This is a genomic window from Thalassotalea agariperforans (genome assembly GCF_053470345.1).
This window is the reverse complement of sequence record NZ_JBQMWH010000001.1, coordinates 409945-433251: the sequence shown is the minus strand read 5'-3', so window position 1 is coordinate 433251 and position 23307 is coordinate 409945. Positions and strand designations below refer to the sequence as shown.

General features: G+C 37.6%; 19 protein-coding genes. 11 read left to right on the top strand and 8 right to left on the bottom strand.

Annotation, left to right across the window (positions count from 1 at the left end; all coding sequences use genetic code 11):
• The first annotated feature begins 123 nt into the window (after positions 1-123).
• Positions 124-1125, top strand: a complete 1002-nt coding sequence (locus tag ACSLUO_RS01960) for a Gfo/Idh/MocA family protein (RefSeq protein WP_448245699.1) — start codon at positions 124-126, stop codon at positions 1123-1125.
• Between the two features lie 138 nt (positions 1126-1263).
• On the opposite strand, the gene ACSLUO_RS01955 is transcribed toward ACSLUO_RS01960, so the two are convergent.
• Positions 1264-2490 (bottom strand): XylR family transcriptional regulator, encoded by a 1227-nt coding sequence (locus ACSLUO_RS01955; RefSeq protein ID WP_448245697.1) that lies wholly within the window; start codon positions 2488-2490, stop codon positions 1264-1266.
• A 359-nt stretch (positions 2491-2849) separates the two neighbouring features.
• On the opposite strand from ACSLUO_RS01955, the gene ACSLUO_RS01950 reads away from it, so the two are divergent.
• From ACSLUO_RS01950 to ACSLUO_RS01940, 3 genes are all read left to right on the top strand, one after another.
• A complete protein-coding gene (locus ACSLUO_RS01950) occupies positions 2850-4364 on the top strand; it encodes an MFS transporter (RefSeq protein WP_448245695.1) in 1515 nt (504 codons plus the stop codon).
• 74 nt (positions 4365-4438) lie between these two features.
• Entirely contained in the window at positions 4439-5461 is a 1023-nt protein-coding gene (locus ACSLUO_RS01945) for a glycoside hydrolase family 43 protein (RefSeq protein ID WP_448245693.1), read from the top strand.
• 530 nt (positions 5462-5991) lie between these two features.
• Positions 5992-6747, top strand: a complete 756-nt coding sequence (locus ACSLUO_RS01940) for a polysaccharide deacetylase family protein (RefSeq protein WP_448245691.1) — start codon at positions 5992-5994, stop codon at positions 6745-6747.
• A gap of 129 nt (positions 6748-6876) precedes the next feature.
• Here the strand turns inward: ACSLUO_RS01940 and ACSLUO_RS01935 are convergent, their stop codons facing one another.
• Both ACSLUO_RS01935 and recA read right to left on the bottom strand, forming a co-directional pair.
• Positions 6877-7479 carry an HAD family hydrolase gene (locus tag ACSLUO_RS01935; RefSeq protein WP_448245690.1) on the bottom strand — a complete coding sequence of 201 codons (603 nt, stop codon included), beginning with the start codon at positions 7477-7479 and terminating at the stop codon, positions 6877-6879.
• A 204-nt stretch (positions 7480-7683) separates the two neighbouring features.
• Positions 7684-8721 (bottom strand): recombinase RecA, encoded by a 1038-nt coding sequence (gene recA, locus ACSLUO_RS01930; RefSeq protein WP_448245689.1) that lies wholly within the window; start codon positions 8719-8721, stop codon positions 7684-7686.
• Positions 8722-9095: 374 nt separating this feature from the next.
• On the opposite strand from recA, the gene ACSLUO_RS01925 reads away from it, so the two are divergent.
• The 7 genes from ACSLUO_RS01925 to ACSLUO_RS01895 all read left to right on the top strand — a co-directional run bounded on the left by ACSLUO_RS01925 (position 9096) and on the right by ACSLUO_RS01895 (position 18124).
• On the top strand, positions 9096-11885 hold the full coding sequence (locus ACSLUO_RS01925) for a TonB-dependent receptor (RefSeq protein WP_448245688.1): 2790 nt from the start codon (positions 9096-9098) through the stop codon (positions 11883-11885).
• 101 nt (positions 11886-11986) lie between these two features.
• Positions 11987-13312 (top strand): metallophosphoesterase, encoded by a 1326-nt coding sequence (locus tag ACSLUO_RS01920; protein WP_448245686.1) that lies wholly within the window; start codon positions 11987-11989, stop codon positions 13310-13312.
• A 278-nt stretch (positions 13313-13590) separates the two neighbouring features.
• A complete protein-coding gene (locus ACSLUO_RS01915) occupies positions 13591-13836 on the top strand; it encodes a Rho-binding antiterminator (RefSeq protein ID WP_448245684.1) in 246 nt (81 codons plus the stop codon).
• Between the two features lie 232 nt (positions 13837-14068).
• Positions 14069-14497 (top strand): DUF2753 family protein, encoded by a 429-nt coding sequence (locus ACSLUO_RS01910; RefSeq protein ID WP_448245682.1) that lies wholly within the window; start codon positions 14069-14071, stop codon positions 14495-14497.
• A gap of 119 nt (positions 14498-14616) precedes the next feature.
• The gene (locus ACSLUO_RS01905; protein ID WP_448245680.1) at positions 14617-14946 is read left to right on the top strand and encodes a S24/S26 family peptidase; all 330 of its coding nucleotides are present in this window, start codon (positions 14617-14619) and stop codon (positions 14944-14946) included.
• Between the two features lie 123 nt (positions 14947-15069).
• Positions 15070-17652, top strand: a complete 2583-nt coding sequence (gene mutS, locus ACSLUO_RS01900; protein ID WP_448246158.1) for a DNA mismatch repair protein MutS — start codon at positions 15070-15072, stop codon at positions 17650-17652.
• Between the two features lie 118 nt (positions 17653-17770).
• A complete protein-coding gene (locus ACSLUO_RS01895) occupies positions 17771-18124 on the top strand; it encodes a hypothetical protein (RefSeq protein WP_448245678.1) in 354 nt (117 codons plus the stop codon).
• A gap of 166 nt (positions 18125-18290) precedes the next feature.
• On the opposite strand, the gene ACSLUO_RS01890 is transcribed toward ACSLUO_RS01895, so the two are convergent.
• The 5 genes from ACSLUO_RS01890 to nrdR all read right to left on the bottom strand — a co-directional run bounded on the left by ACSLUO_RS01890 (position 18291) and on the right by nrdR (position 23160).
• Positions 18291-19169, bottom strand: coding sequence for a prolyl hydroxylase family protein (locus ACSLUO_RS01890; protein ID WP_448245677.1), 879 nt, complete (start codon positions 19167-19169; stop codon positions 18291-18293).
• Positions 19170-19628: 459 nt separating this feature from the next.
• Positions 19629-20738 (bottom strand): bifunctional 3,4-dihydroxy-2-butanone-4-phosphate synthase/GTP cyclohydrolase II, encoded by a 1110-nt coding sequence (gene ribBA, locus ACSLUO_RS01885; protein ID WP_448245675.1) that lies wholly within the window; start codon positions 20736-20738, stop codon positions 19629-19631.
• 102 nt (positions 20739-20840) lie between these two features.
• A complete protein-coding gene (locus ACSLUO_RS01880; protein WP_448245673.1) occupies positions 20841-21500 on the bottom strand; it encodes a riboflavin synthase in 660 nt (219 codons plus the stop codon).
• A gap of 35 nt (positions 21501-21535) precedes the next feature.
• A complete protein-coding gene (ribD, locus tag ACSLUO_RS01875) occupies positions 21536-22657 on the bottom strand; it encodes a bifunctional diaminohydroxyphosphoribosylaminopyrimidine deaminase/5-amino-6-(5-phosphoribosylamino)uracil reductase RibD (RefSeq protein ID WP_448245671.1) in 1122 nt (373 codons plus the stop codon).
• Between the two features lie 47 nt (positions 22658-22704).
• Positions 22705-23160 carry a transcriptional regulator NrdR gene (nrdR, locus tag ACSLUO_RS01870; RefSeq protein ID WP_448245670.1) on the bottom strand — a complete coding sequence of 152 codons (456 nt, stop codon included), beginning with the start codon at positions 23158-23160 and terminating at the stop codon, positions 22705-22707.
• Positions 23161-23307 lie beyond the last annotated feature (147 nt).

Sequence of the window (23307 nt, the reverse complement as noted above, 5' to 3'; positions counted from 1 at the left end):
TACTTGACTGATTCAAACAAATCATAACCGTATGGTTTTACAAAACAATTTTTACCAAGCAAAATCATAGTATTTTATTATCACTTAGCCAAACTTACATCAAATCCAAAGCAAGGATAAATCATGTCTAACCATCAAAAATTACGTTGGGGTATCATCAGCACGGCTAAAATTGCCCATGAGAAAATGATCCCCGCATTACAAGCATCAAACCATAATGAGGTTTATGCTATTGCTTCGCGTAGCCAAGAGCAAGCGAATGCTTTTGCTAAAAAAACAAATATTCCACATGCTTATGGTGATTACGAACAGTTACTAAATGATCCTAATATTGATGTTATTTACAATCCACTGCCTAATCATTTGCATGTGCCATGGACAATGAAAGCCATGGCAGCGGGTAAACATGTGTTATGTGAAAAACCTATCGGGCTTGATGTTAGCGAAGTGGAAAAATTAATCGCCGCAACGAAACTATACCCCAACCTTAAAGTGATGGAAGCGTTTATGTATCGCTTTCATCCTCAATGGGCATTAGCTAAACAACTGATTGACGATGGTGAAATTGGCAAAATAACCACCATTGATGCTGTGTTTACTTTCCATAATGTCGATGCAAACAACGTTCGCAATCAGCCAGGTATTGGTGGTGGCGGTTTAATGGATGTTGGCTGTTATGGTATTTCAGCCGCGCGCTATTTATTAAATAAAGAGCCCTTACAAGTCATGGCTAAATTAACCATGGATGACAACTTTGACGTTGATAAACACGCTAATGGTTTACTGGATTTTGGTGATGTTAAAGCCTCTATTTATTGTTCAATGCAAAGTGAACCGGCACAGCGAGTTTATATTATGGGTGAAAAAGGCAGCTTAACTATAGAATTTCCGTTTTATCAATCCGATAACTGTGAAACCCGTATCGTGGTAAAGCATGATCAAGTCGCTGAAGTACATCACGTAGCAAGTTGTGATCACTACATTAAACAAGCCGATGCTTTAGCAAGTGCAATTAATAATAATACCCAAATACCAACGCCATTAACCGATGCTTTAGCAAACATGAAAGTTATCGACGCTATGTTTAAAAGCCACCAAGATAATTGTTGGATAAGTCTGAGTTAAGTAAAGTTAACGAACGCCTAAAACTCGCGATAACCATGCGTTAGTTTTAGGCATTGAAGCTAAGTTATTTCCCCCCAACTCATCAATAGCGGCTTAACTTCCCGCACCAAGCTTAAAGCCTCAAGCCTAAGCAAATTGCTATTCATCCTCATCTAAATGAATATCCTCGGTATTTAAGTTGTTTGCTTCTGGGCTGACTCCTTTGGCTTCATCCCGATATTCTCGTGGGGTTTTATCAAAATGCTTTTTAAAAACCGCATACATATATTGCAGTGAGGGGTAGCCACAAACATTGGCAATTTCCGTGGTTGATTGCTCAGTATTTTTTAACATACTGCACGCTTTTCTAAGTTTTTCATGATGAATTTCATTATGAATACTATGGCCGCGCTCTTCTTTAAAACGTTGTTCTAAATTGGAGCGAGAAACGCCTACATAATCTAATACTTGCTCCACTTTAATACCGCGACAGGCTTTTTGACGAATAAAGTGCATGGCTTGCATCACGTGAGTATCTTTAATCGCTTTAAAATCAGTAGATTGTCGTTCAATTACTTTATCCGGCGGTACTAAATAGGGTTTATTAGAAACTTTTTGACCACTGAGTAAACGGTGTAATTTTTTCGCCGCTTGAAAGCCAATATCAAAACAGCCTTGGCTTACTGAACTTAAACTCACTCGATTAAGAAAGCGGGCAATTTCATCATCATCAATACCAATAATGGAGACTTTATCAGGTACCAAAATATCATGATGATCACACACTTGCAGCAAGTGTCTAGCACGAGCATCGGTTACCGCAATAATGCCAATAGGTGTTGGTAATGACTTTAGCCAATCAGCAAGACGAGCGATCGACATTTTCCACGTTTCTGCTTTAATGTAATGACCATGATAAACTTGGCAATTATAACCTTCCGCATGAATAATACTTAGTGCCGCTTTTTCGCGTTCTTGTGACCAACGCTCGTGTGCCTCCATCGGCGCACCATAAAAAGCAAAACGCTCAATGCCTTTTTGCCTTAAATGCTGATAAGCTGCATCCACCAAAGCATAATTATCGGTAGCAACATAAGGAACATCAGGATAGTCTTTTGGATCACTATAAGAGCCTCCCAACCCTACTACTGGGATATTTGTACCTTTTAACGCTTTTTGAATTTCAGGGTTGTCAAAGTCAGCAATAATGCCATCCCCCCCCCATTCATCTACATTATCAAAACGTTCGAGAAAGTTTTCTTCTAAATATAAATCCCAATCAGCCTTTGATGTTTGTAAATAGTGACCTATGCCTTCAATAACTTTTCTATCAAAGACATTACTGCCATTCATTAACAGCGTAATACTGTGTTTGTTTTCAAACATGTCGCCCCCTAAGCTTGATAATTATTAGTGCAGAAAGCTCCTTTTCGGTCACTAATTTTCATAACTTTTATTTATGTTATTTGTTCTATGAGCAAAATATACCCTATTTAATGAAGCAGTCATAGCTATACAGTTAGCTGTTCTGCACATTGATAGGTAAATAAAATTTAATAATAAAAACAAATTGTTAATTCAATCATTTTAAGATAATGCAAGTGGAAACTCCCTAATTCCATCTCGCTACAAGTCAATAATTACGCCATTTTGTTACATAAAATAATAGCAAAAACTAAATTCACAATGTTTAAACTAAGTAGAATACTTAAAATGAACATAACTAAAATAAGAAAAGATTCCTTATGACAATAACAACTGATACCGATGCGATTATGAACAATATAAAGCCAAACGCTGCCACTGAAAAATTATCTATCGTGGAAAAAGTGGGTTATAGCTTAGGCGATTTATCTGCTAATTTAATTTTTCAAACCTTTGTTACTTTTATCGCTTTTTTTTATACCGACGTTTATAAAATTCCCGCATCAACGGCTACTTTTATTATCTTTTTTGGTGGTATGGCTGGTGCCTGTTTTAGCCCTGTTATGGGGATGATTGCTGATCGTACAAATACCCGTTGGGGAAAATTTAGACCTTGGATTTTATGGACGGCAATCCCGTTTGGGGTGTTAGCCATAGCCGCGTTTACCACGCCAGACATTAGCCTAGAAGGTAAAGTTGCTTACGCTTTTATCACTTACCTGTTGTTAGTTATTATTTATTCGGCTAACAACTTACCTTATTCAGCCTTGAGTGGCGTATTAACCGGCAGCATGAAAGAGCGTAACAGCTTATCTTCATATCGTTTTGTTGCTGTAATGATCGCTCAATTTATCATCCAAGTTTTATTATTACCGATTGTGCTAATTATGGGTGATGGTGATAAAGCGGTTGGCTTTGAAAAAACTATGATCATGTTTTCTATCATAGGTACGGTATTTTTCTTAATTACCTTTTATACCACCAAAGAACGCGTTATCCCTAAGCCGGAGCAAAAATCGACCATCAAAGAAGATTTTGTTGATTTATTCAAAAACAAACCTTGGGTGATCATGTTAATCACCACTATTTTAGTATTTATCACTTTGGCACTTAAAGGTGGTATGTACATTTATTACTTCCAAAACTATGTTAGCCAAGCTGATTTAACGCAGTTTCAACAAAACATTGGCTTTAATGATTTTATTCTCGGTTTAAATCATACATTAACTAACCTTGGCTTAACCGAATTTCATTGGCCAGAAGACGTCGCCATTTCAGGCAATAGTATCTTTAATGGCTGCGGTATTATTTTTATGATCATCGGGATTTGTTTTTCTAAATCGCTGGCCGATAAATTTGGTAAACGCAATGTTTTTGCTAGCTCTTTGTTTGTTTCCACGCTGTTCATTTTATTCTTTTATTTTTACGCGCCAGATTCTGTTGCTTTGATGTTTATTTCGCAAATATTGCATGGCTTATTTTATGGTATTTCAACCCCTATTTTATGGGCGATGATTGCCGATGTTGCCGACTATTCAGAATGGAAAAATAATCGCCGCGCTACTGCCATTATCTTTTCAGCGATGTTATTTGGCTTAAAAGCCGGCTTAAGTATTGGTGGTTCATTAGTTGCCGGCATTTTAGCTTATTACGGTTATAACGCAGACTTAACCACACAAACACCTAATACGGTAGAAGGTATTAAGTTTGCCGTAAGTGTTTATGCATCACTGCCATTTTTACTCGCCTGTGCAGGTTTATTCTTTTATGAAATAAACAAAAAAATGGAATTACAAATAGAAGCCGATCTTGGCGAACGTCGTACAGCGCCCTAAATTCACTTTACATAGCCAGATGATGGTGTAACTGAACACCATCATGCGTTATTACTTAATCAGAAGAGTTAACTATGCCTGAAGATACTATTGAACACATTGATTTTAATGAACTAAACAACAAAGCGATTTCGTCACCACTGATCAGCCATATTTACACCGCGGATCCTTCAGCTCATGTGTTTGACGGAAAAATATATATTTATCCATCACATGATATTGAAGCCGGTATTGCCTTTAATGATAATGGTGATCACTTTGCTATGGCTGATTACCATGTTATTTCAATGGATAGTGTTAATAGCCCTGCTGTTGATCACGGTGTTGCGTTACATGTTGATGATGTGCCATGGGCTGAACGCCAGATGTGGGCACCCGATGCTGCCAAAAAAGGTGATAAATATTACTTATATTTTCCTGCTAAAAAACCTGATGGCATTTTTCAAATTGGCGTTGCTGTGAGTGATTCACCGGTAGGACCTTTTATTGCTGAACCTGAGCCAATTAAAGAAAGTTACACCATAGATCCTGCTGTGTTTGAAGACGATGACGGCCAATATTATATGTATTTTGGTGGCATTTGGGGCGGACAATTACAACATTATCGTAATAATACTTACGATGAAACAACACAAGAACCGAGCGATAACGAACCAGCATTAGGGCCTATTGTTGCTCGTTTGAGTGATAACATGCTTGAATTTGCTGAAACACCAAAAGAGGCGCTGATCATCGATGAAAATGGTGAGCCTATATTAGCAGGAGATCATGACCGTCGCTTCTTCGAAGCATCATGGATGCATAAATATAACGGCAAATATTACTTTTCCTACTCAACTGGTGATAGCCATTTAATTTGTTATGGTATTGGCGACAATCCTTATGGCCCGTTTACCTATCAAGGGCCTATTTTAACGCCAGTAGTTGGTTGGACAACCCATCACTCCATTTGTCAGGTTGATGGTAAGTGGTACTTGTTTTATCACGACTCAAGCTTGTCGAAAGGTGTAACTCACTTACGTTCAATTAAAATGGCTGAAATTACTTACAATAATGACGGTACTATTGTTACCCTTGACCCATATGCTGAAAGCTAAATGCTAAATGCTGGATGCTGGATGCTGGATGCTGGATGCTGGATGCTGGATGCTGGATGCTGGATGCTGGATGCTGGATGCTGGATGCTGGTAATAATACTGCCGAAATTACGTTAATAAAGTACTTTCAACAGCTTATTTTTCTCTAAGAACCTAGAGCGTTTTGACCTTTCGAGTATAATTTTTGTTCTAACTGAGCGCTTTCAGAACAAGACGCGAACGATGTAATATAGCTATTCTCTATAAAAAGTGAGTGACGCAGTGCTGGAAGCGCTCAGGACGAACCCAAAGGGCAACATCTGTATGGCCTTTCTAGTACGTTATCGCTCATTTATGTAGAAAAACTACACATTAATCGTTCTGCCTTGTATAAAACCCATACAGGCTGTTGCAAAAATATACAGCAAAGATCAACACGCTCTAATATAATTTTCCAATTGAAAATAGTTTCAGCCATAATATTTAATAACTGAGTAAAACGCATGAATATGATAAAAAAACTTCTAAAGTTTCTCCCTTTCGCTCTATTAATGCTTAGCATTAAACAAGCTTTGGCCGATGATTTTACTTGGCCTGGGCAGGCGAAAGCGGCAATAGTATTAACTTATGACGACACCCTCAATTCTCATTTAGATCATGCTATTCCCCAGCTAAATAAACAGCAATTAACTGGTACTTTCTATATTAGTGGTGCAAGAGACGAATTAGCTAGCCGCATGGCAGAATGGCAGCAAGCAGCTAACGAAGGGCATGAACTTGCTAATCATACTTTGTTCCACCCATGCCAAAAGTCAAAACCTGGCCGAGATTGGGTTATCCCAGATCGTAATATGGACGCCTATAGCGTAAACCAATTTATCAGAGAATTAAAAGTTGCCAATACCCTGTTACAAGCACTCGACGGTGAAACTCAACGAACTTTTGCTTATACCTGTGGCGATACTGAAATTAACGGCACTAGCATAGTCAATCAACTTAAACCTTTATTTTTAGGTGCAAGGGCAATAACAGAAGATGGGTTAAATAACCCCAAAGACATGGATTTTTATCGAATTCGTTCACAATCATCTGATAATAAAACCGGTCAACAATTAATTGCTATGGCACAAGCAGCGCAGCAAAAAAATCAACTGATGGTATTCTTATTTCATGGTGTTGGTGATGATTATTTAATAACAGACAATAAAGCCCATCAAACACTATTATCTTATTTAAAACAGCATAAATCTGAGTATTGGGTTACCACGATGAAAGAAGCGTTAAATTTTGTGCAATCACAACAATAACTTATCAAGTTTTAATAAAGAAATAATTAAATAATTATCTGCTAATAAAAAAACTCGGTTATTTATATAAGTTAAACAAGCATATATAATCGAGTTTTTATTTAATAAGTTATCTAACGTCTGTTAAATTTAAGAAAGAAAATAATCATTTTCAATTTGTAGTTCATGTAAAACATCAACAACAAACATACCAGCATCCTTAGCCGCTTGAATTCCCGCTTCAGCATCTTCAAAAACAATACATTTTTCAGGCGCTACCCCCATCAATTCAGCGCAACGTAAAAAGGTATCTGGTGCCGGTTTTGGTTGCTTTACTTGGTCAGCTCCCACGACATGGTCTAATAAATCAATCACACCACATAAGGTTAAAATACTTTTTGCTTCCTGAGTATAAGCGCCAGTACCAACCGCCATAGGGCGTTTACTTTGATTCGCTTTAGCAAACTCGGCAAGTTTAGTGGGTTTCACATAATCTTGAAACGTAGCAGCTACAATACCTTCCTTATAATCATTCATTTCTGTTAACGGAATTGATGTATTCACTGAAAAACGTTCAATTAATATCGCTAAGGTATCAATAGTTGGTACGCCTGCCAATGAACGCATTAATGCTGGCTCAATCGGGATACCGTATTTTTCTAAGGTTAGTGTCCAAGCATGTTGATGTAACTGACCGCTATCAATTAAGGTACCGTCCATATCAAAAATAATAGCGTCAAATTGTTCGTACATAATAACCCCTAATAAATGACTGCTCACTTTTTGTAAGTCTTTCTATTCTACGATACCAAGATGGCAATGACATTAAAAAAGGCCAGAGCATTAATAATATGCTCTGGCCTTAACTAAATAATTTAATTTAACAATTTGAACTTACATACTTACTTATTCAGTATTTAAGCTTGTCTTGAAAAACTCTGCTGTGCGATTAATTTATTATTCAGCAACCGCTTCTTTTTTATCGGCAACTTCAGGTTCTGCAACGTTTTTAGATAATAACATTTGACGTAATTTAGTATCTAAGCCTTTTGCCATTTCAGGATGCTCTTTTAAGTATTTAATTGAATTTGCTTTACCTTGGCCAATACGCTCACCATTACAGCTATACCAAGCACCCGCTTTTTCAACTAATTTATGAGCTACACCTAAGTCAATTAACTCACCTAAACTATTGATGCCTTCACCGTACATAATTTGGAATTCAACTTGTTTAAATGGCGGTGCAATTTTGTTTTTAACCACTTTAACACGGGTTTCGTTACCAACAATTTCATCACCATCTTTTACCGCACCAATTCGGCGAATATCTAAACGAACAGAGGCGTAGAATTTAAGAGCGTTACCACCAGTGGTAGTTTCTGGGCTACCAAACATAACACCAATTTTCATACGAATTTGGTTAATGAAAATTAACATGGTATTTGATTGTTTTAAGTTACCGGTTAATTTACGCATTGCTTGCGATAACATACGCGCTTGAAGACCCATATGAGAATCACCCATGTCGCCTTCAATTTCAGCTTTCGGCGTAAGCGCAGCAACCGAGTCAACCACAATCACATCAACAGCACCAGAGCGAGTTAACATGTCACAAATTTCTAATGCTTGCTCACCAGTATCTGGTTGTGATACTAATAAATCATCAATGTTAACACCAAGTTTAGCGGCATAAATTGGATCAAGTGCATGCTCAGCATCAACAAAGGCACATATTTTACCGTTACGTTGTGCTTCTGCGATAACTTCTAATGTTAACGTTGTTTTACCACTTGATTCTGGACCATAAATCTCAACAACACGGCCAAGCGGTAAACCACCTGCTCCTAAAGCAACATCTAAACCTAATGAACCAGTTGAAATTGTTTCAACATCCATGCTGCGGTTTTCACCTAACTTCATGATAGAACCTTTACCAAATTGACGCTCAATCTGGCTAAGGGCGGCTGATAATGCTTTTTCTTTGTTTTGATCCATGGTTAGCTCCGTATTCATTAGTGGCTAAATATTCTTAATTGGGCTCAGTATACTGTATGGTCGTACAGTATCAAGTTTTTTTATGATGATTTTTTAATTTTTTAACTAACACATTGTTTTTAATAACTATAAATAAAACAAAAAATATTCACCGTCATTTATACAGTGTCAACATACAGTGCTTTTGGGCTTAGCTATTAAATATCTCTTTATGGTGATTTGGTCGGCAAGCTAGTTCAAACTTTGCCATATTGCCAAACATAAATATTAAGTTTAGATGAACTTTTTATGGAGCCACATAATTGTCATCTTTCTACCGTAGCGTACTCGTCATAAAAACAAATTACATCCACTAAAATATTAAATGGAAAAACATGAAACTCTCAAACGCTACATTTAAATTAACACCACTGGCTTTAGCTTTTGCTGGCTGTATGGCATTAACCTCTGGCAATGTTGCTGCAAATAATATTGAAGGCCGTATTACCGATTCACAAAACAAAGTATATTTTGAAGGTGCCCAAGTAAAAATTGCAGAACTTAACCGTACCGCAGTTACCGCTCGTGATGGTTCATTTCATTTTACCGACCTACCTGAAGGTAAATATACATTAGTTATTAACTACATTGGCTCAGCTGAAATAAAAGAGTCGATTAACGTCGTTAACGGTAAAATTATTAAGAAAAATTTTGTTATTGGCGGCCAACATGCTGGCATGGATAACATTATTGTTTATGGCCAACGTTCAGGCCAAGCAGGTGCTTATAATCGCCAAAAAACAGCCGATAATTTATTGTCAGTAGTAAGTAGTGATGCAATTGGCCAATTACCCGATCAAAATGCCGCTGAAGCATTACAACGTTTACCTGGTATGTTTATTCAACGTGACCAAGGTGAAGGTCGCTTTGTTGGTATTCGTGGTATTGATCCAAACCTTAATAACGTTTCAATTAATGGCTTAAACGTACCATCGCCAGAAGCAGGCATTCGTAGTGTTGCTATGGATGTTATCCCTAGCGAGTTAATTTCAAGTTTAGAAGTAAGTAAAACCGTTACCCCAGATATGGACGCCAGCGCTATTGGCGGTTCAATTGAAGTGAAAAGCTTAAGCGCTTTTGATCGTGAAAATGAAAGCTACAGCTTTACCGCACAAACGTCTTATAACGCATTAGTAGAAGAAAACAGCCCTAAATTTTCAGGTAGTTACACCAATGTTTATCAACTTGAAGGCAATACACAACTAGGGGTTGCCGGTGCTGTGTCTTGGTTTCAACGTAAATTTGGCTCAGACAACATGGAAACTGATGGCGGTTGGGGTGACATTGAAGTTGAAGACTCACAGACTGGCGAAGACGTTGAAATTTTTGGCGCAGAAGAAATTGAACAACGTGATTATGTTATTGAACGTGAGCGTTTAGGTTTTGCGTTAAACTTTGATTTACATACTTCAGCAACCGATAAATATTACTTACGTACCTTATACAGTGAATTTTCAGATGATGAATTCCGTTTACGTAAAGAATATAAGTTTGAAAAAGGTGAATTAGTTGCCAATAACTCAACGACTTCCAGCGCCCAGTTTATTAATGCTGAAATGGATCGTGACACCAAAGACCGCTACGAAACCCAAGAAATTTTATCCTTAGTTTTAGGTGGTGAAAATCAAATAAACCATTGGTTAGTGGAATACAATTTAGGTTATTCACAATCAACAGAAAAAGAGCCAAATCGTATAGATGCTGATTTTGCCGGTGAAGATCTTAGTATTGGTTATACTGCGGGTGAATACCCTGTTTTAAGCCAATCTGCTGAAGCACAAGATTTATCAAATTTTGAATTAGATGAAATTGTTTATGCTAATAATTTATCTGAAGACGAAGAAGTTAGCGTAAAACTTGATCTAACCAAAGATTTTGTTTGGAACAATCATAATGCACAATTCAAATTTGGTGGTAAATACCGTAGCCGTGAAAAATTCAATGATGTTGATACCACAATTTATGATGGCGGCTTTGGTGGTATTAACGCACAACAATTTAATAACGGCGCAGTAGAGTATAACTTAGGTGAGTTTGGCTCGGGCTTGTCTGAATCAGCCATTAAAAAATACTTTTTTGCTAACCAAGCTAACTTTGACATTAATCAAAACGAAACTGATATTGAAAACAAAGGTAATTCTTACACCAGTAACGAAGATATTTTTGCTGCTTACGCTATGTTAACGCTAGATATTGATAACTGGCACATAGTTACGGGTTTACGTTATGAAAAAACCAATTTTGAAACTTCAGGTAACAAAGTAGGTTTAGTGATTAATGACGTTAACGACAACGAAACCGTAAACATTGACACTTGGCATGTAGAAAAAGATTACGACTATTTATTGCCAAGCTTGAATGTAAAATACACAGTTAACGAGCAATTAATTACACGCTTTGCTTTCACGCAAACCATTGCCCGACCAACCTTTGGCGACTCTGCCGCATTTCAATTAATTGAAACGGAAATTACCGAAGATAACAACGTTACCGAAACTGAGCGTAAAGCAGAGGTTGGTAACCCGGAATTAGACCCGTATGAGTCAAATAATTTTGATATTTCAGTAGAATACTATCCTGAACAAATTGGTGTTATTTCTGCCGGTCTATTCTATAAAGATATCGACAACTTTATTGTACAACAAGAAGTTCAAGATAATGGTCAATGGGATGGTTTTGACGAAGTTGTTCAGTTTGTTAATGGTGGTTCAGCTTCATTAACTGGTGTTGAATTAGCATGGAATAAAACCTTCGATTCAGGTTTATTACTTGGTGCCAATGGAACTTTTATTGATGCTGATGAACAATTACCAAATCAAGCGGATACCGTTGGTAACTTAATGATAGGTTACGAAAACAATAAGTTGAGTGTGCGTTTAAGTGCAAGTTATAAAAGTGAAAGCTTTCAATTTAACGACGGTGACTTTGCCGTTGAAGAAGACACGCACATGCAGCTAGATTTTGGCGGTAAATATTATATGAATGAAAATATCCAAGTATATTTTAATGCCATCAACCTAACTGACGAGGCTTATTATCTTTACCACGGTAGCCGCAATTACAACTACCAATATGAAGAATACGGCCGTAGTTTTGAATTGGGTATGACATTTAGTTCATTTTAATTCAACCTTGTTTTAGGTTTTATTGCCTTTTTGCTGACAATTGTTAGTAAAAAGGCGGTAAAACTTTTTTACGTTCATTTATTAGCAAAAAAGGCTGTATTATGCGCCCTTACTTAAATACTCTGACTAAACGATTTTCTCGTTCTGTATTAACTAGTTTATCTATTGTTATCATCACGGGTTGTGCTGGAGAAGTAGCAAAAAATTCAACTAGTCAGTCAACAGCAACAAGCTCTTTTTTAGCGTTTGGTGATGGCGGTTATCACGTTGATTACCCAAAAAAGAAACATATTGAAAACCCAAAAAACAAAGAGCAATTCATTGCTAGTGAATTAGCTGACTGGTTAGAAGATTATCGCCCGCGTGAAGAATTTGATCATGCACCAATTTACATCTATCCAAATACCAATATTGCTACTGAGTTAGGCGGTGCCCAACAAGTTGGTCAAGCAATGGCAACATTATGTAAAACTAAAGCATGCGACTTTGCTATTCAGTTAGGCGACAACATCTACCCAGATGGTGCTGATGCGGATGATGGCAAAGATGATCAAAAACGCATGAACGATCTTATATTAGCGCCATTAAAGCCGCTATTAGCCGAAAAACCTGAGCTAATGATTTATTCGGCTTTAGGTAATCATGATTGGAAAACCTCAAGAAAAGGTGTTGCCTTACAACTAGAATGGATGGCAAAACAAAAGAACTTTTACCAAGATCCAAACGGTTATTATCGCTACACCATAGGTGAACCAGGTAACGACATGGAATTTTTTGTCCTCGACACTAACATGTTACTGTCAGGACAAACCTTTTATGAAATTCCCCTAAACCCAGACGGCAGCGAAGCTGATTTAGCCGAAGCGCTAGCTAACAACAAAGCTGAATTAGAAGACTTTGAAAAACACGAAACGCCCATTAATGGTGAAGACAAAAAACAATTGGCCTGGCTTGAAAAAGGTTTAGCGGAATCAACCGCCAAATGGAAATTTGTTTATGGCCATCATATTTTATGGTCAATTGGTGGCACTAAATATAGCGAAGGCCATGTTTTACGGAAATTAATTTTACCTACGCTGTGCCAATATGCTGATGCTTACATTGCCGGTCATGAACACGATTTAGAATTATTAACCGACGACTGTAGCCAATTTGACGTTGCTAAAAATAAACCACCATTACCTTTAATTATTAGTGGTGCTGCTTCTAAAATGCGTGGTAAACATACCCCATTTGCTGAGCAGCAAGAAAAGCGTTATCCCGAATATGAGCTATTATGGTCAAAAAGTTTTATTTGGGGCTTTGCCCATATTGAAGTTAACCACGACAGTGAAGACTTTACGGTTGGCTATTACACCACCCCACGAGATAACTCTGGTGATTTAATTGCTGAGCAAGCGTTTACTTTTAAACGCCGTAGCCAGTAATTAATATCACACAGCATTAACAACGCGTTAAGGCGAAATTTACGTGACAAGTTACGTGACAAGTTACGTGACAAGTTACGTAACTAAGTGTTATTGCTTAATAACACTTAGTCACGCTGATAAATAACCTTATATTCAGTTTATTCAAGCTACCTTCAACTAAAGTAAATCGATAAATTCCTCAATAATTAAACTTAAAATATCGTGCCGTATTATTGGGTATTCTAAGTTCATCAGGTAAAGTAACACTCTCGTAAACATAACAAAGGAGCGCTATCATGATCACCTGTGAGCACCATGATTATATTGAAATAGTATGTACGTTTAACTATCCAATTAAACTGACAATGAAATCAGGGGTAATGATTGAATGTATTGCCTTAGATACCAAGCTTAATCACAACAAAGTTGAATGTATAAAAGTAGCGCACCAAGAATGTGAAAAATTAATTATTTTAGATGAAATTGCTACATTAGAAGTTTGTATTGCTAATCCACATTTTCACAGTATTGCTTTCACCTAACGCTATCACTTTCACCGCATTAATAATTGCACCTCCCAGAGCCTGCTGGCTTTGACTTAATTTTCATTCCTTTTATCCCCGTAACACTAGCAAATTAACTTTTACAATTTTTCACTTCTTTCAGACATCAAAACCACAAATACAAATGATAACAATTCTTATTTACATATAGTGGATTGTATTGTACCTTTAATAAACATTAACAACCGCATGTTATTTAAAAGGAAGAAAAATGCAGCAATGGCAAAGTTTATTAATCAATGGTAATGACTTTTTTAAACAACAAAACTGGCTTAAAGCACAAAGTCATTATCAAAAAGCAGAAACATTATTGGATGACGCATGGCATAACGACTCAAGCAACCTAGATTTGTTAATGGCGTGGATTTGCGCTAACCATAATTTAGCCGCGTTATACGAAAAACAAGCTGAATATACTGTAGCGCTGCAATATTTAGTACAAGCTCATCAACGTTTAGCCGCTTTAATACAAGCGGATTATTTACCTAATAAGCTTAAATTAACAGTTATCAAAATGTTAAAAATTACTTGGTCACCTATTATTGAATTTAAGAAAAGCCATCCTATTTCTGATAACTGTATGGCCGCTTTAAGCCGCGCAAGTAAGCAAGATAATAAACAGACAACACAATTACACTAACTCACATTTATGATTGTAAAGGAGCTGATATGTTATTTAATGTTTTAACTAAAATTGACGAGCTATTTCCATTTAATACCATTAAAGGTGAATAGGTTAGAAAGTGAAGGAGTAACAACATGACCATTTTAGGGTTTAAAATTTGGAAAGTAACTGATGAAAGCATGGCACCTAGCATTCCTGTCGGGAGCTATATTTTAGTCAATCATTGGTTTCACTTGTTAACATTAAACGTTAACAGTGTGGTGCTTATCCATCATCACTTCTATGGTTATATTTTGAAAAAAGTCACCGTTATCGACAAATATGGGTTTATTTGGAGCCGAGCTGAAAATGATGCTTATGATGCCCTCACCTCAGTTGAAAAAGTTGGCCCTGTGAATAAAAAACAAGTAATAGGTAAAGTTTTTATGATTTTTAAAAGGCCAATGAAAACCAATATCGCTTAATAGAGACAAGGTGCGTTAATCAATCGCAAATCACAGAATCTCCCTTTGCTTTGTTTTTTATTAGGTAAGTTATGGCATAATGCGAGTTATTCATTTATCTCAATAAAAATCCGTAAAACACCTATGAATGCAGCTATTCCCGATTTAAGCTCCCATACCCCTATGATGCGCCAGTACTTAACCATTAAAGCGGAATTTCCGAATATTATGGTGTTTTATCGTATGGGGGATTTTTACGAATTATTTTTTGATGATGCCAAACGTGCCGCTGATCTTTTAGATATTTCTTTAACCGCACGCGGTAAAACCGGAGGCAACGCCATTCCTATGGCTGGCGTACCTTATCATGCGGTAGAAAACTATTTAGCTAAGCTTGTGCAATTAGGTGAATCAGTTGCTATTTGCGAGCAAATTGGCGATCCCGCCACCAGTAAAGGCCCAGTTGAACGTAAAGTTGTTCGTATTGTTACCCCTGGAACCGTTAGCGATGAAGCGCTATTAAATGATCGTCAAGATAACCTCATTGTGGCTTTGTTTGAACATAAAAACAAAGCCAGCCAATTTCAATTTGGCATTGCTTATTTAGACATGACCAGTGGCCGTTTTGTACTATCAGAGCCGGCAACTGTTGAGCAGGTACAAGCAGAATTACAACGTTTAAATCCGGCGGAATTACTCTATAGCGAAAACTTAGTTAATACTGATTTAGTGCAAGGTCGTAAAGGCCTACGGCGCCGTTCTGAATGGGAATTCGATCTTGATACTGCTTACAATTTATTAAACAAACAATTTGGTACGAATGACTTAACCGGTTTTGGCGTGCAAGACCAACATTTTGGTTTAGCGGCCGCTGGTTGTTTATTTCAATACGTAAAAGACAGCCAACGCACGGCACTGCCTCATATTCGCAATATTATTGGTGAGTCGTCAGCGAAAGGGGTTATTTTAGATGCGGCAACTCGCCGTAACTTAGAGCTCACGCAAAATTTAGCCGGTGGTACCGATAACACACTCGCCGCCATTTTAGATAAAACCGCCACCCCAATGGGCTCACGTTTATTAAAACGTTGGTTGCATTTCCCATTAAGAGATTTAACCACATTAACTTGTCGTCAAAGTGTTATTTGCGAAATTATTGCGCTTGAATTAAATGCCCCATTGCATGATTTGTTAAAACAGGTCGGTGATGTTGAACGTATTGTTGCACGCATTGCTTTACGCTCTGCCCGTCCGCGTGATTTTGCTCGCTTAAGAAATTCATTACAGCAATTGCCTGAACTACAAAGTTTATTAGCGGAATCAAGCAATTCACAATTACAAAAATTAGTACAAGACACACAGCCCTTACCAAGTATTCAACACTTACTTGAACATGCGATTATTGAAAACCCGCCTGTGTTAATTCGTGACGGTGGCGTGATCGCACCGGGATATCATGAAGAATTAGATGTTTTGCGTGATTTGAGCCAAGGGGCAAGTAACTTTTTAACCGAAATAGAGCAACGCGAAAAAGCGCGAACTGGCATTCAATCATTAAAAGTAGGTTACAACAAAGTACATGGTTTTTTTATTGAAATTAGCCGAGCACAAGCTGCTGAAGTACCTAGTGATTATATTCGCCGCCAAACGTTAAAAAATAACGAACGCTTTATTACCGAAGAATTAAAATCGCACGAAGAAAAAGTACTGACGGCACAAAGCCGATTTTTAGCGTTAGAAAAGCGTTTGTACGACGAATTATTCGACCAAATTTTACCTGAACTAGTAACCTTACAAACCTTAGCTGACGCCTTAGCTGAATTAGATGTCTTAAATAACTTTGCCGAGCGTGCTGAAACCTTAAATTATGTTAAACCAAGCTTAAGTGAACAAGCTGGCATCAACATTGAAGCAGGTCGTCATCCTGTGGTTGAACAAATGACCAAAGACGCTTTTATTGCCAATCCTGTGGTATTAGATGACAGCCGTAAAATGTTGATCATTACAGGCCCTAATATGGGGGGTAAATCCACCTATATGCGCCAAACCGCGTTGATCACCTTATTGGCGCACATTGGCTGTTATGTGCCAGCACAAGCAGCAAACATAGGTTTAGTTGACCGAATATTTACCCGTATTGGCGCCTCTGACGATTTAGCGTCGGGTCGTTCAACCTTTATGGTTGAAATGACAGAAACCGCCAATATTCTTCATAATGCAACGGCTCGAAGTTTAGTGTTATTAGATGAAATTGGCCGTGGCACCAGTACTTATGACGGTTTATCGTTAGCTTGGGCTTGTGCTGAAATGTTAGCAATAAAAACCCAGGCGTATACGCTATTTGCTAGCCATTATTTTGAATTAACCTTATTAGCCGAGCAAATTGATACACTTGCCAATGTGCATTTAGATGCCATGGAACACGGCGACGATATTATATTTATGCACGCAGTACAAGAAGGTGCCGCCAGCAAAAGTTTTGGTTTGCAAGTAGCACAATTAGCCGGTATTCCAAAGCCAGTAGTGACTCGCGCCAAACAACGTTTAGCTGAGTTAGAGCGACAACAAGCCCCGTCAATTTCACCACAGGCACCACAAGCTTTTGAACAATTAAACTTGATGGATACTAGCCATCCCGTGGTTGAACAATTAGCTGCGCTTGATGTCAATGATCTTAGCCCTAAGCAGGCGTTAGATTTATTGTTTGAGCTAAAAGAAAAAGTCTAAAACATAACTCAAATTTTATTAAGCCTAACTTGTATGTACGCTTATGCCAAGATACAATCATGCTAGATTTTAGTATTTAATGTGTAAAATAAAAAACTAGATTATTAATGGAGAAAATATGAAAAAATCATTCGCTATTGCAGGAATATTAGCAGCCACATTATTGAGTACAGGTTGTTCATCTATTAAGGGCACAGTATATAAACAAACTGACGGCTCTTATAAAGCAACTTATGCCTCTAGTACAGAAAGAGATGTTAGAAAAGTAATTCACTCTGATGCTGCGATTACTTGCAAAAAGAAAACAGACGATGAAAACTTTTTAGTATTAAAAGAAGAAGTTGTTAAAACAGAGGATGATAGTAAAAAAGAAGGTTTTGCTGCAGTAGCCGATAGTGCTGTGTCTCTTGTTGGTAAATATATGGGTGCTGAAAGCGTACGTGGTTCATTAGTTTTTAACTGCGGTGCTTAACCCTTAAAATACTAATTTAGACTCTATTTATTAAGAAGATATTCAATAATAATGATTGAATATCTTCTTTTCGTTCAGGCACAATATTTAATATACTTATCATACTAACCGTTTAATACTTTGAATAGATTAAAACGCATCCATTTAAATAACAAATCAGCAAGATCTACGAGCTTTTATCTACACGAAACCACTTAGTGATCACAGCTTTATGACCTTTAATTATCGGCTTAGCAAAGTGCATACTGTCGATATTGGTTGAGCCATCTGGGTGAAGGTTATTCCAAATAACCGCCATGCCTTGTTGTGGTTTAAACTCAATACCAAGGTTAACAAATTCGGTTTCACCGCCAGCTTCAACCTCATTTAAGTAGATCATTAACGTATAAGTGCGTTGTCCCATTTGACCGCCATACTGACCAATTTCATGAGCTTCAAAATAATCGGTATGGGCTTTAAACTGCTGACCTATTTGATAATATTGCCCTTGGACGACTTCTGAATAAGCCGCATCTATTCCAATAAGTTGACAGATCCTATCATCAATATCTTGCATGAAAGGATCATTTAATGTGCCTAAGTCACATGTTCTGCTGGTACGAAAACTGCTATCGGCTTCAACACTACTTAAGCCTGACGGTCTTAATTTTGAGGTGATCAGGCTGATAATTTTTTCACATTCTTGGGGGCTTAAAAAGTTTTCTAAGGTGTATAGTTCTAAGCGCTTAGTTGGCAATTTTTTAGCTTTATCACGAAACAACTTATTCGGTGTTATAGACAGGGGTGGCCTTTTTCTTGCTGAGCTTAATTGTGCAGCTCCCTGCTGTACCGAGCTTAGTTGTACCGAGCTTAGCTTTGCTGCAGCATGAAATGGATTAACTAATTGCTCAAGCGGAACACTCGGCAGATAATTCATTTCTTTAACAATAGTATTAAATTCAAAACCTTCATCTAATAAAATTTTAAATAAACCATCACGATTTTGGCCATTATTGATATTAGTTGTGAGCCAATCTTTCCAAGCTTGATCAAAGTGTGTTTTCATGAGTAATTTCCTCTAAATTTTACCTAGCTTGGTAGAATTCTCTTAGTAGTTTGCTCTGTTAATCTTGACCCTACTAAAATCAAAAACGGACATATATTAAAATATATGTCCGTTTTAAATTCTGCATCCTACAAGTATTCATCCCTATTATTGAAAATAACCTTGTTATTGTTTGTTATCACATAGTCAATAATTGAAACTAATTTTATGCTGCCGGTTAAAAAGAAAAGGCGATGCCTAAACTTAAAACAACAAAAATAACTAAACAACAATCAAGAATACGATCTTTAGAACGTTTCATAAAAGCACCTGATTAAAGCTATCTATAACAACATGGGTTCGCAATTCATTCATTGCATAAACCAAAATATATATACCAAAATAAATCAGGTGATTCTAGTTTTTATTAAGCTAACCTTATGTTTTTTAAGTAGTATGTAAACATAATGTTAACAAAACTTATTCACTAATATATTCAACAACTTCTAAACCAAAACCAGATAATGAATGATATTTAGTTTGTGCACTTAACAAGCGCATTTTACCAACGCCTAAGTTTGCTAATATTTGTGAGCCAACCCCGACATTACGTGAACCAATATGGCGCTTAGGCTCTTTTACGGTTTCACCTGCATCAATTTTAGCGTATTTTTTCACTTGCTCGATTAAGGTTTGTGCCGACTCATGTTTGCCTAATAACACTAATACGCCACCTTCATTGGCAATTTTTTCGATGGCATTACTGATCGGCCATGTCGCAACGCTTTCACGCTGGCTAAGTAATAAGTCTCTAAAAGTATTCTCTAAATGCACACGTACTAAGGTTGGTTTTTCTGGTGAAATTTCACCTTTAGTTAGAGCAAAATGCGCTTGGCCATCGATAGTATCTTTAAATACGGTGAGATCAAACTCACCAAAAGCAGTTGGCAATTTACATTGTGATACACGTTCTATCGTGGTTTCAGTGGCATTGCGATATTCAATTAAATCAGCAATAGTGCCTATTTTAATATCAAACTTTTTAGCAATTACTTCTAAGTCAGGACGACGCGCCATAGTGCCATCTTCGTTTAGTATTTCAACGATAACAGATGCCGGTTCAAAACCCGCCATACGCGCAAGATCAACGCCCGCTTCAGTGTGGCCTGCTCTATTTAACACACCACCATCTTTAGCAATTAACGGGAATATATGCCCTGGCTGGACAATAGAGTGTTCGTTAGCACCTTTACTACAAGCGGCTAAAACCGTAGTTGCCCGATCTGCCGCCGAAATACCTGTGGTAACGCCACTGGCTGCTTCAATTGAAACGGTAAAATTAGTAGAAAATTGGGCATCATTTTTATCGACCATTAAAGGCAGCTTTAATTCGGCACATTTTTCACGGCTCATTGGCATACAGATCAAACCACGGCCATGTGTGGCCATAAAGTTAATCGCCGCTGGCGTGATTTTTTCAGCCGCCATGATAAAGTCGCCTTCGTTTTCACGATCTTCGTCATCCATTAAGATGATCATCTTGCCCTGTTTGATATCTTCGATGATTTCTTGCGGGGTATTTAATTGCATGGCAACCTCTTTAAACATTGTCAGCATGCTGACTATAAATTTGAATTTTAACAGTTAGTTTTTGCAACTCACGTTATTCAGAACAATTATTCTACTCTGTAACTATTTGATAAAGCCACTTTTTGCTAATAAATCATGAGTTACACCACTGACGGGTTTAGCCGAAGGTGTATTTTTTGTTAATAAACGCTCGATATAACGCGCCATCACATCCACTTCCACATTCACTTTCGTGCCTGCTTGATAACTGGCAATAATGGTTTCTTCAGCTGTATGTGGCACTATTGTTAAACGAAATTTATCTTGCGTTAAACCATTAACCGTTAAACTGACACCATCAATGGTAATAGAGCCTTTTTCAGCAATATAAGGCGCAATGTCGTCTGACATAGATAGCCAATAATCACAGCTATTACCTTTATTTTCAATGGCGGTAATTTCTGCCACAGCATCAACATGGCCCGAGACAATATGACCACCAAAACGTGTGGTTGGTAACATGGCTTTTTCAAGGTTGACCTTTTGCCCTACCTGATAATTAGCAAAGCCAGTACGTTGTAGTGTTTCGGTTGAAACATCAGCGCTATAACTTGTGCTATCAAAAGCAACTACAGTCAAACAAATACCATTGGTGGCAATTGAGTCGCCTAACTTAACATCATCCATGGCTAACTTACCCACCGCCACGGTGATCCTAGCACCTTCACCATTAATATTAATGGCTTTAATTTGACCTATCGCTTCAATAATTCCAGTAAACATTCTCTATTCTCATTCTGGCAAAATTAATCTTTTACCTAGTTAAAAGTCGCCGTTATTTTTAAATCGTTACCCAGCATAGTAACGTTTTTAAAACGTAATGTTTTTGCTTGTGCTAACTGACTGATCGCTGGCATAGCAAGCAAACTTTTGCTGTCAGCACCTAATAATTTCGGCGCTTGATATAAGATCAACTCATCAACTAAATTTTGTTCGATAAAAGCGCCAGCTAAACGATTACCTGATTCAACAAGGATATCATTAAAACCACGCTCAGCTAATAAAGATAATAACTTAGCTAATGCAATATAACGCTGATTATTTTGCAAAACCGTCGGCACAGTAACTTGTTCAACAAAACTTGGCCATTGCTGACTATCGTCAATTTTCTCTCGAATAATTAATATTGGTGAGGCAATTTGAAAAATAGCCAGATCAGGCGTTAATCTGTTTTTAGAATCAATAATTACTCGAACCGGTTGACGTAAGTCCGCTTCAATAAAATTCGGATCAGTTAATTGTGAATAACGCACATTCATTTTAGCATTATCGGTTATTACCGAATCAGCGCCAGTAATAATAGCGCAACTTTGGGCGCGTAATGCTTGCACATCGGCTCTGGCTTTATCACCAGTGATCCACTGGCTTTCACCTGATGCCATCGCGGTTTTACCATCAATACTCGCAGCTAATTTACAGCGAACATAAGGTAAACCTGTTTCCATTAATTTAATAAAGCCTAAATTTAACGCTTTAGCATCGGCTTCTAATAATGGTGCTGCGGTTTCAATACCTGCATCTGCTAGCATTTTTAAACCACGACCAGAAACTTGCGGGTTAGGATCAACCATGGCAGCAATTACTTTTGTAACACCGGCATTAATTAACCCTTGGGCACATGGTGGTGTTCTACCGTAATGCGAGCAAGGCTCTAAAGTAACATAGGCTGTCGCGCCTTTAGCTAATTCACCGGCTTGTGCTAAGGCATTCACTTCCGCATGACCAGCCCCAGCTTTAAGATGAAAACCTTCACCAACAATTTTTTCATCTTTCACTAAAACACAGCCAACGCTAGGATTGGGTGACGTTGTACAACGTCCTTTTTGTGCAAGTTTTATCGCGCGTGCCATATATTGATGATCAGCAAGACTAAAGCTCATAATATACGGCTCCATAAAATCGACAGGTATACTCAATATTTAATCGTTTAATCATCATCACCTAAGCGCGCAATTTCTTCACCAAATTCACGAATATCTTCAAAGGAACGATAAACCGAGGCAAAACGAACATAAGCAACTTTGTCTATTTTTTTCAACGCTTCCATGATCAAGTTACCTAACATTTCACTCGATACTTCACGTTCGCCAGTGGCACGAATTTCTGATTTTAAACGGTTAATCGCCTTTTCAGTTAACTCAACACTAACCGGACGTTTCTCTAATGCCCTGACTAAGCCATTACGCAATTTATCTTCATTAAAAGGTTCACGAGAACCATCACGTTTAATGATACGAGGCATCACAAGCTCTGCAATTTCAAAGGTTGTAAAACGTTCACGACAAGCTGAACATTCGCGTCGACGACGAATTTGATGACCATCGGCAACGAGGCGAGAGTCAATTACTTTCGTTTCTGTTTCTGAACAAAATGGGCAGTACATTGCAGCTCCTGATGTGAGGCAACTTAAGTATGAGTATCAATATATAAATTTACGGCAAAAAAATAGCCGCAATCAATGCGGCCATTTTAAACTATTTATTCAGGAAATATCACTGCTAAGCATAAAAAATTAACCGCAGTGTTAGTT

Bases quoted from the DNA above. Each gene is read 5' to 3' on its own strand.
- ACSLUO_RS01960 (WP_448245699.1), top strand. From the start codon at position 124: ATGTCTAACCATCAAAAATTACGTTGGGGTATCATCAGCACGGCTAAA.
- ACSLUO_RS01955 (WP_448245697.1), bottom strand. From the start codon at position 2,490: ATGTTTGAAAACAAACACAGTATTACGCTGTTAATGAATGGCAGTAAT.
- ACSLUO_RS01950 (WP_448245695.1), top strand. From the start codon at position 2,850: ATGACAATAACAACTGATACCGATGCGATTATGAACAATATAAAGCCA.
- ACSLUO_RS01945 (WP_448245693.1), top strand. From the start codon at position 4,439: ATGCCTGAAGATACTATTGAACACATTGATTTTAATGAACTAAACAAC.
- ACSLUO_RS01940 (WP_448245691.1), top strand. From the start codon at position 5,992: ATGCTTAGCATTAAACAAGCTTTGGCCGATGATTTTACTTGGCCTGGG.
- ACSLUO_RS01935 (WP_448245690.1), bottom strand. From the start codon at position 7,479: ATGTACGAACAATTTGACGCTATTATTTTTGATATGGACGGTACCTTA.
- recA (WP_448245689.1), bottom strand. From the start codon at position 8,721: ATGGATCAAAACAAAGAAAAAGCATTATCAGCCGCCCTTAGCCAGATT.
- ACSLUO_RS01925 (WP_448245688.1), top strand. From the start codon at position 9,096: ATGAAACTCTCAAACGCTACATTTAAATTAACACCACTGGCTTTAGCT.
- ACSLUO_RS01920 (WP_448245686.1), top strand. From the start codon at position 11,987: ATGCGCCCTTACTTAAATACTCTGACTAAACGATTTTCTCGTTCTGTA.
- ACSLUO_RS01915 (WP_448245684.1), top strand. From the start codon at position 13,591: ATGATCACCTGTGAGCACCATGATTATATTGAAATAGTATGTACGTTT.
- ACSLUO_RS01910 (WP_448245682.1), top strand. From the start codon at position 14,069: ATGCAGCAATGGCAAAGTTTATTAATCAATGGTAATGACTTTTTTAAA.
- ACSLUO_RS01905 (WP_448245680.1), top strand. From the start codon at position 14,617: ATGACCATTTTAGGGTTTAAAATTTGGAAAGTAACTGATGAAAGCATG.
- mutS (WP_448246158.1), top strand. From the start codon at position 15,070: ATGAATGCAGCTATTCCCGATTTAAGCTCCCATACCCCTATGATGCGC.
- ACSLUO_RS01895 (WP_448245678.1), top strand. From the start codon at position 17,771: ATGAAAAAATCATTCGCTATTGCAGGAATATTAGCAGCCACATTATTG.
- ACSLUO_RS01890 (WP_448245677.1), bottom strand. From the start codon at position 19,169: ATGAAAACACACTTTGATCAAGCTTGGAAAGATTGGCTCACAACTAAT.
- ribBA (WP_448245675.1), bottom strand. From the start codon at position 20,738: ATGCAATTAAATACCCCGCAAGAAATCATCGAAGATATCAAACAGGGC.
- ACSLUO_RS01880 (WP_448245673.1), bottom strand. From the start codon at position 21,500: ATGTTTACTGGAATTATTGAAGCGATAGGTCAAATTAAAGCCATTAAT.
- ribD (WP_448245671.1), bottom strand. From the start codon at position 22,657: ATGAGCTTTAGTCTTGCTGATCATCAATATATGGCACGCGCGATAAAA.
- nrdR (WP_448245670.1), bottom strand. From the start codon at position 23,160: ATGTACTGCCCATTTTGTTCAGAAACAGAAACGAAAGTAATTGACTCT.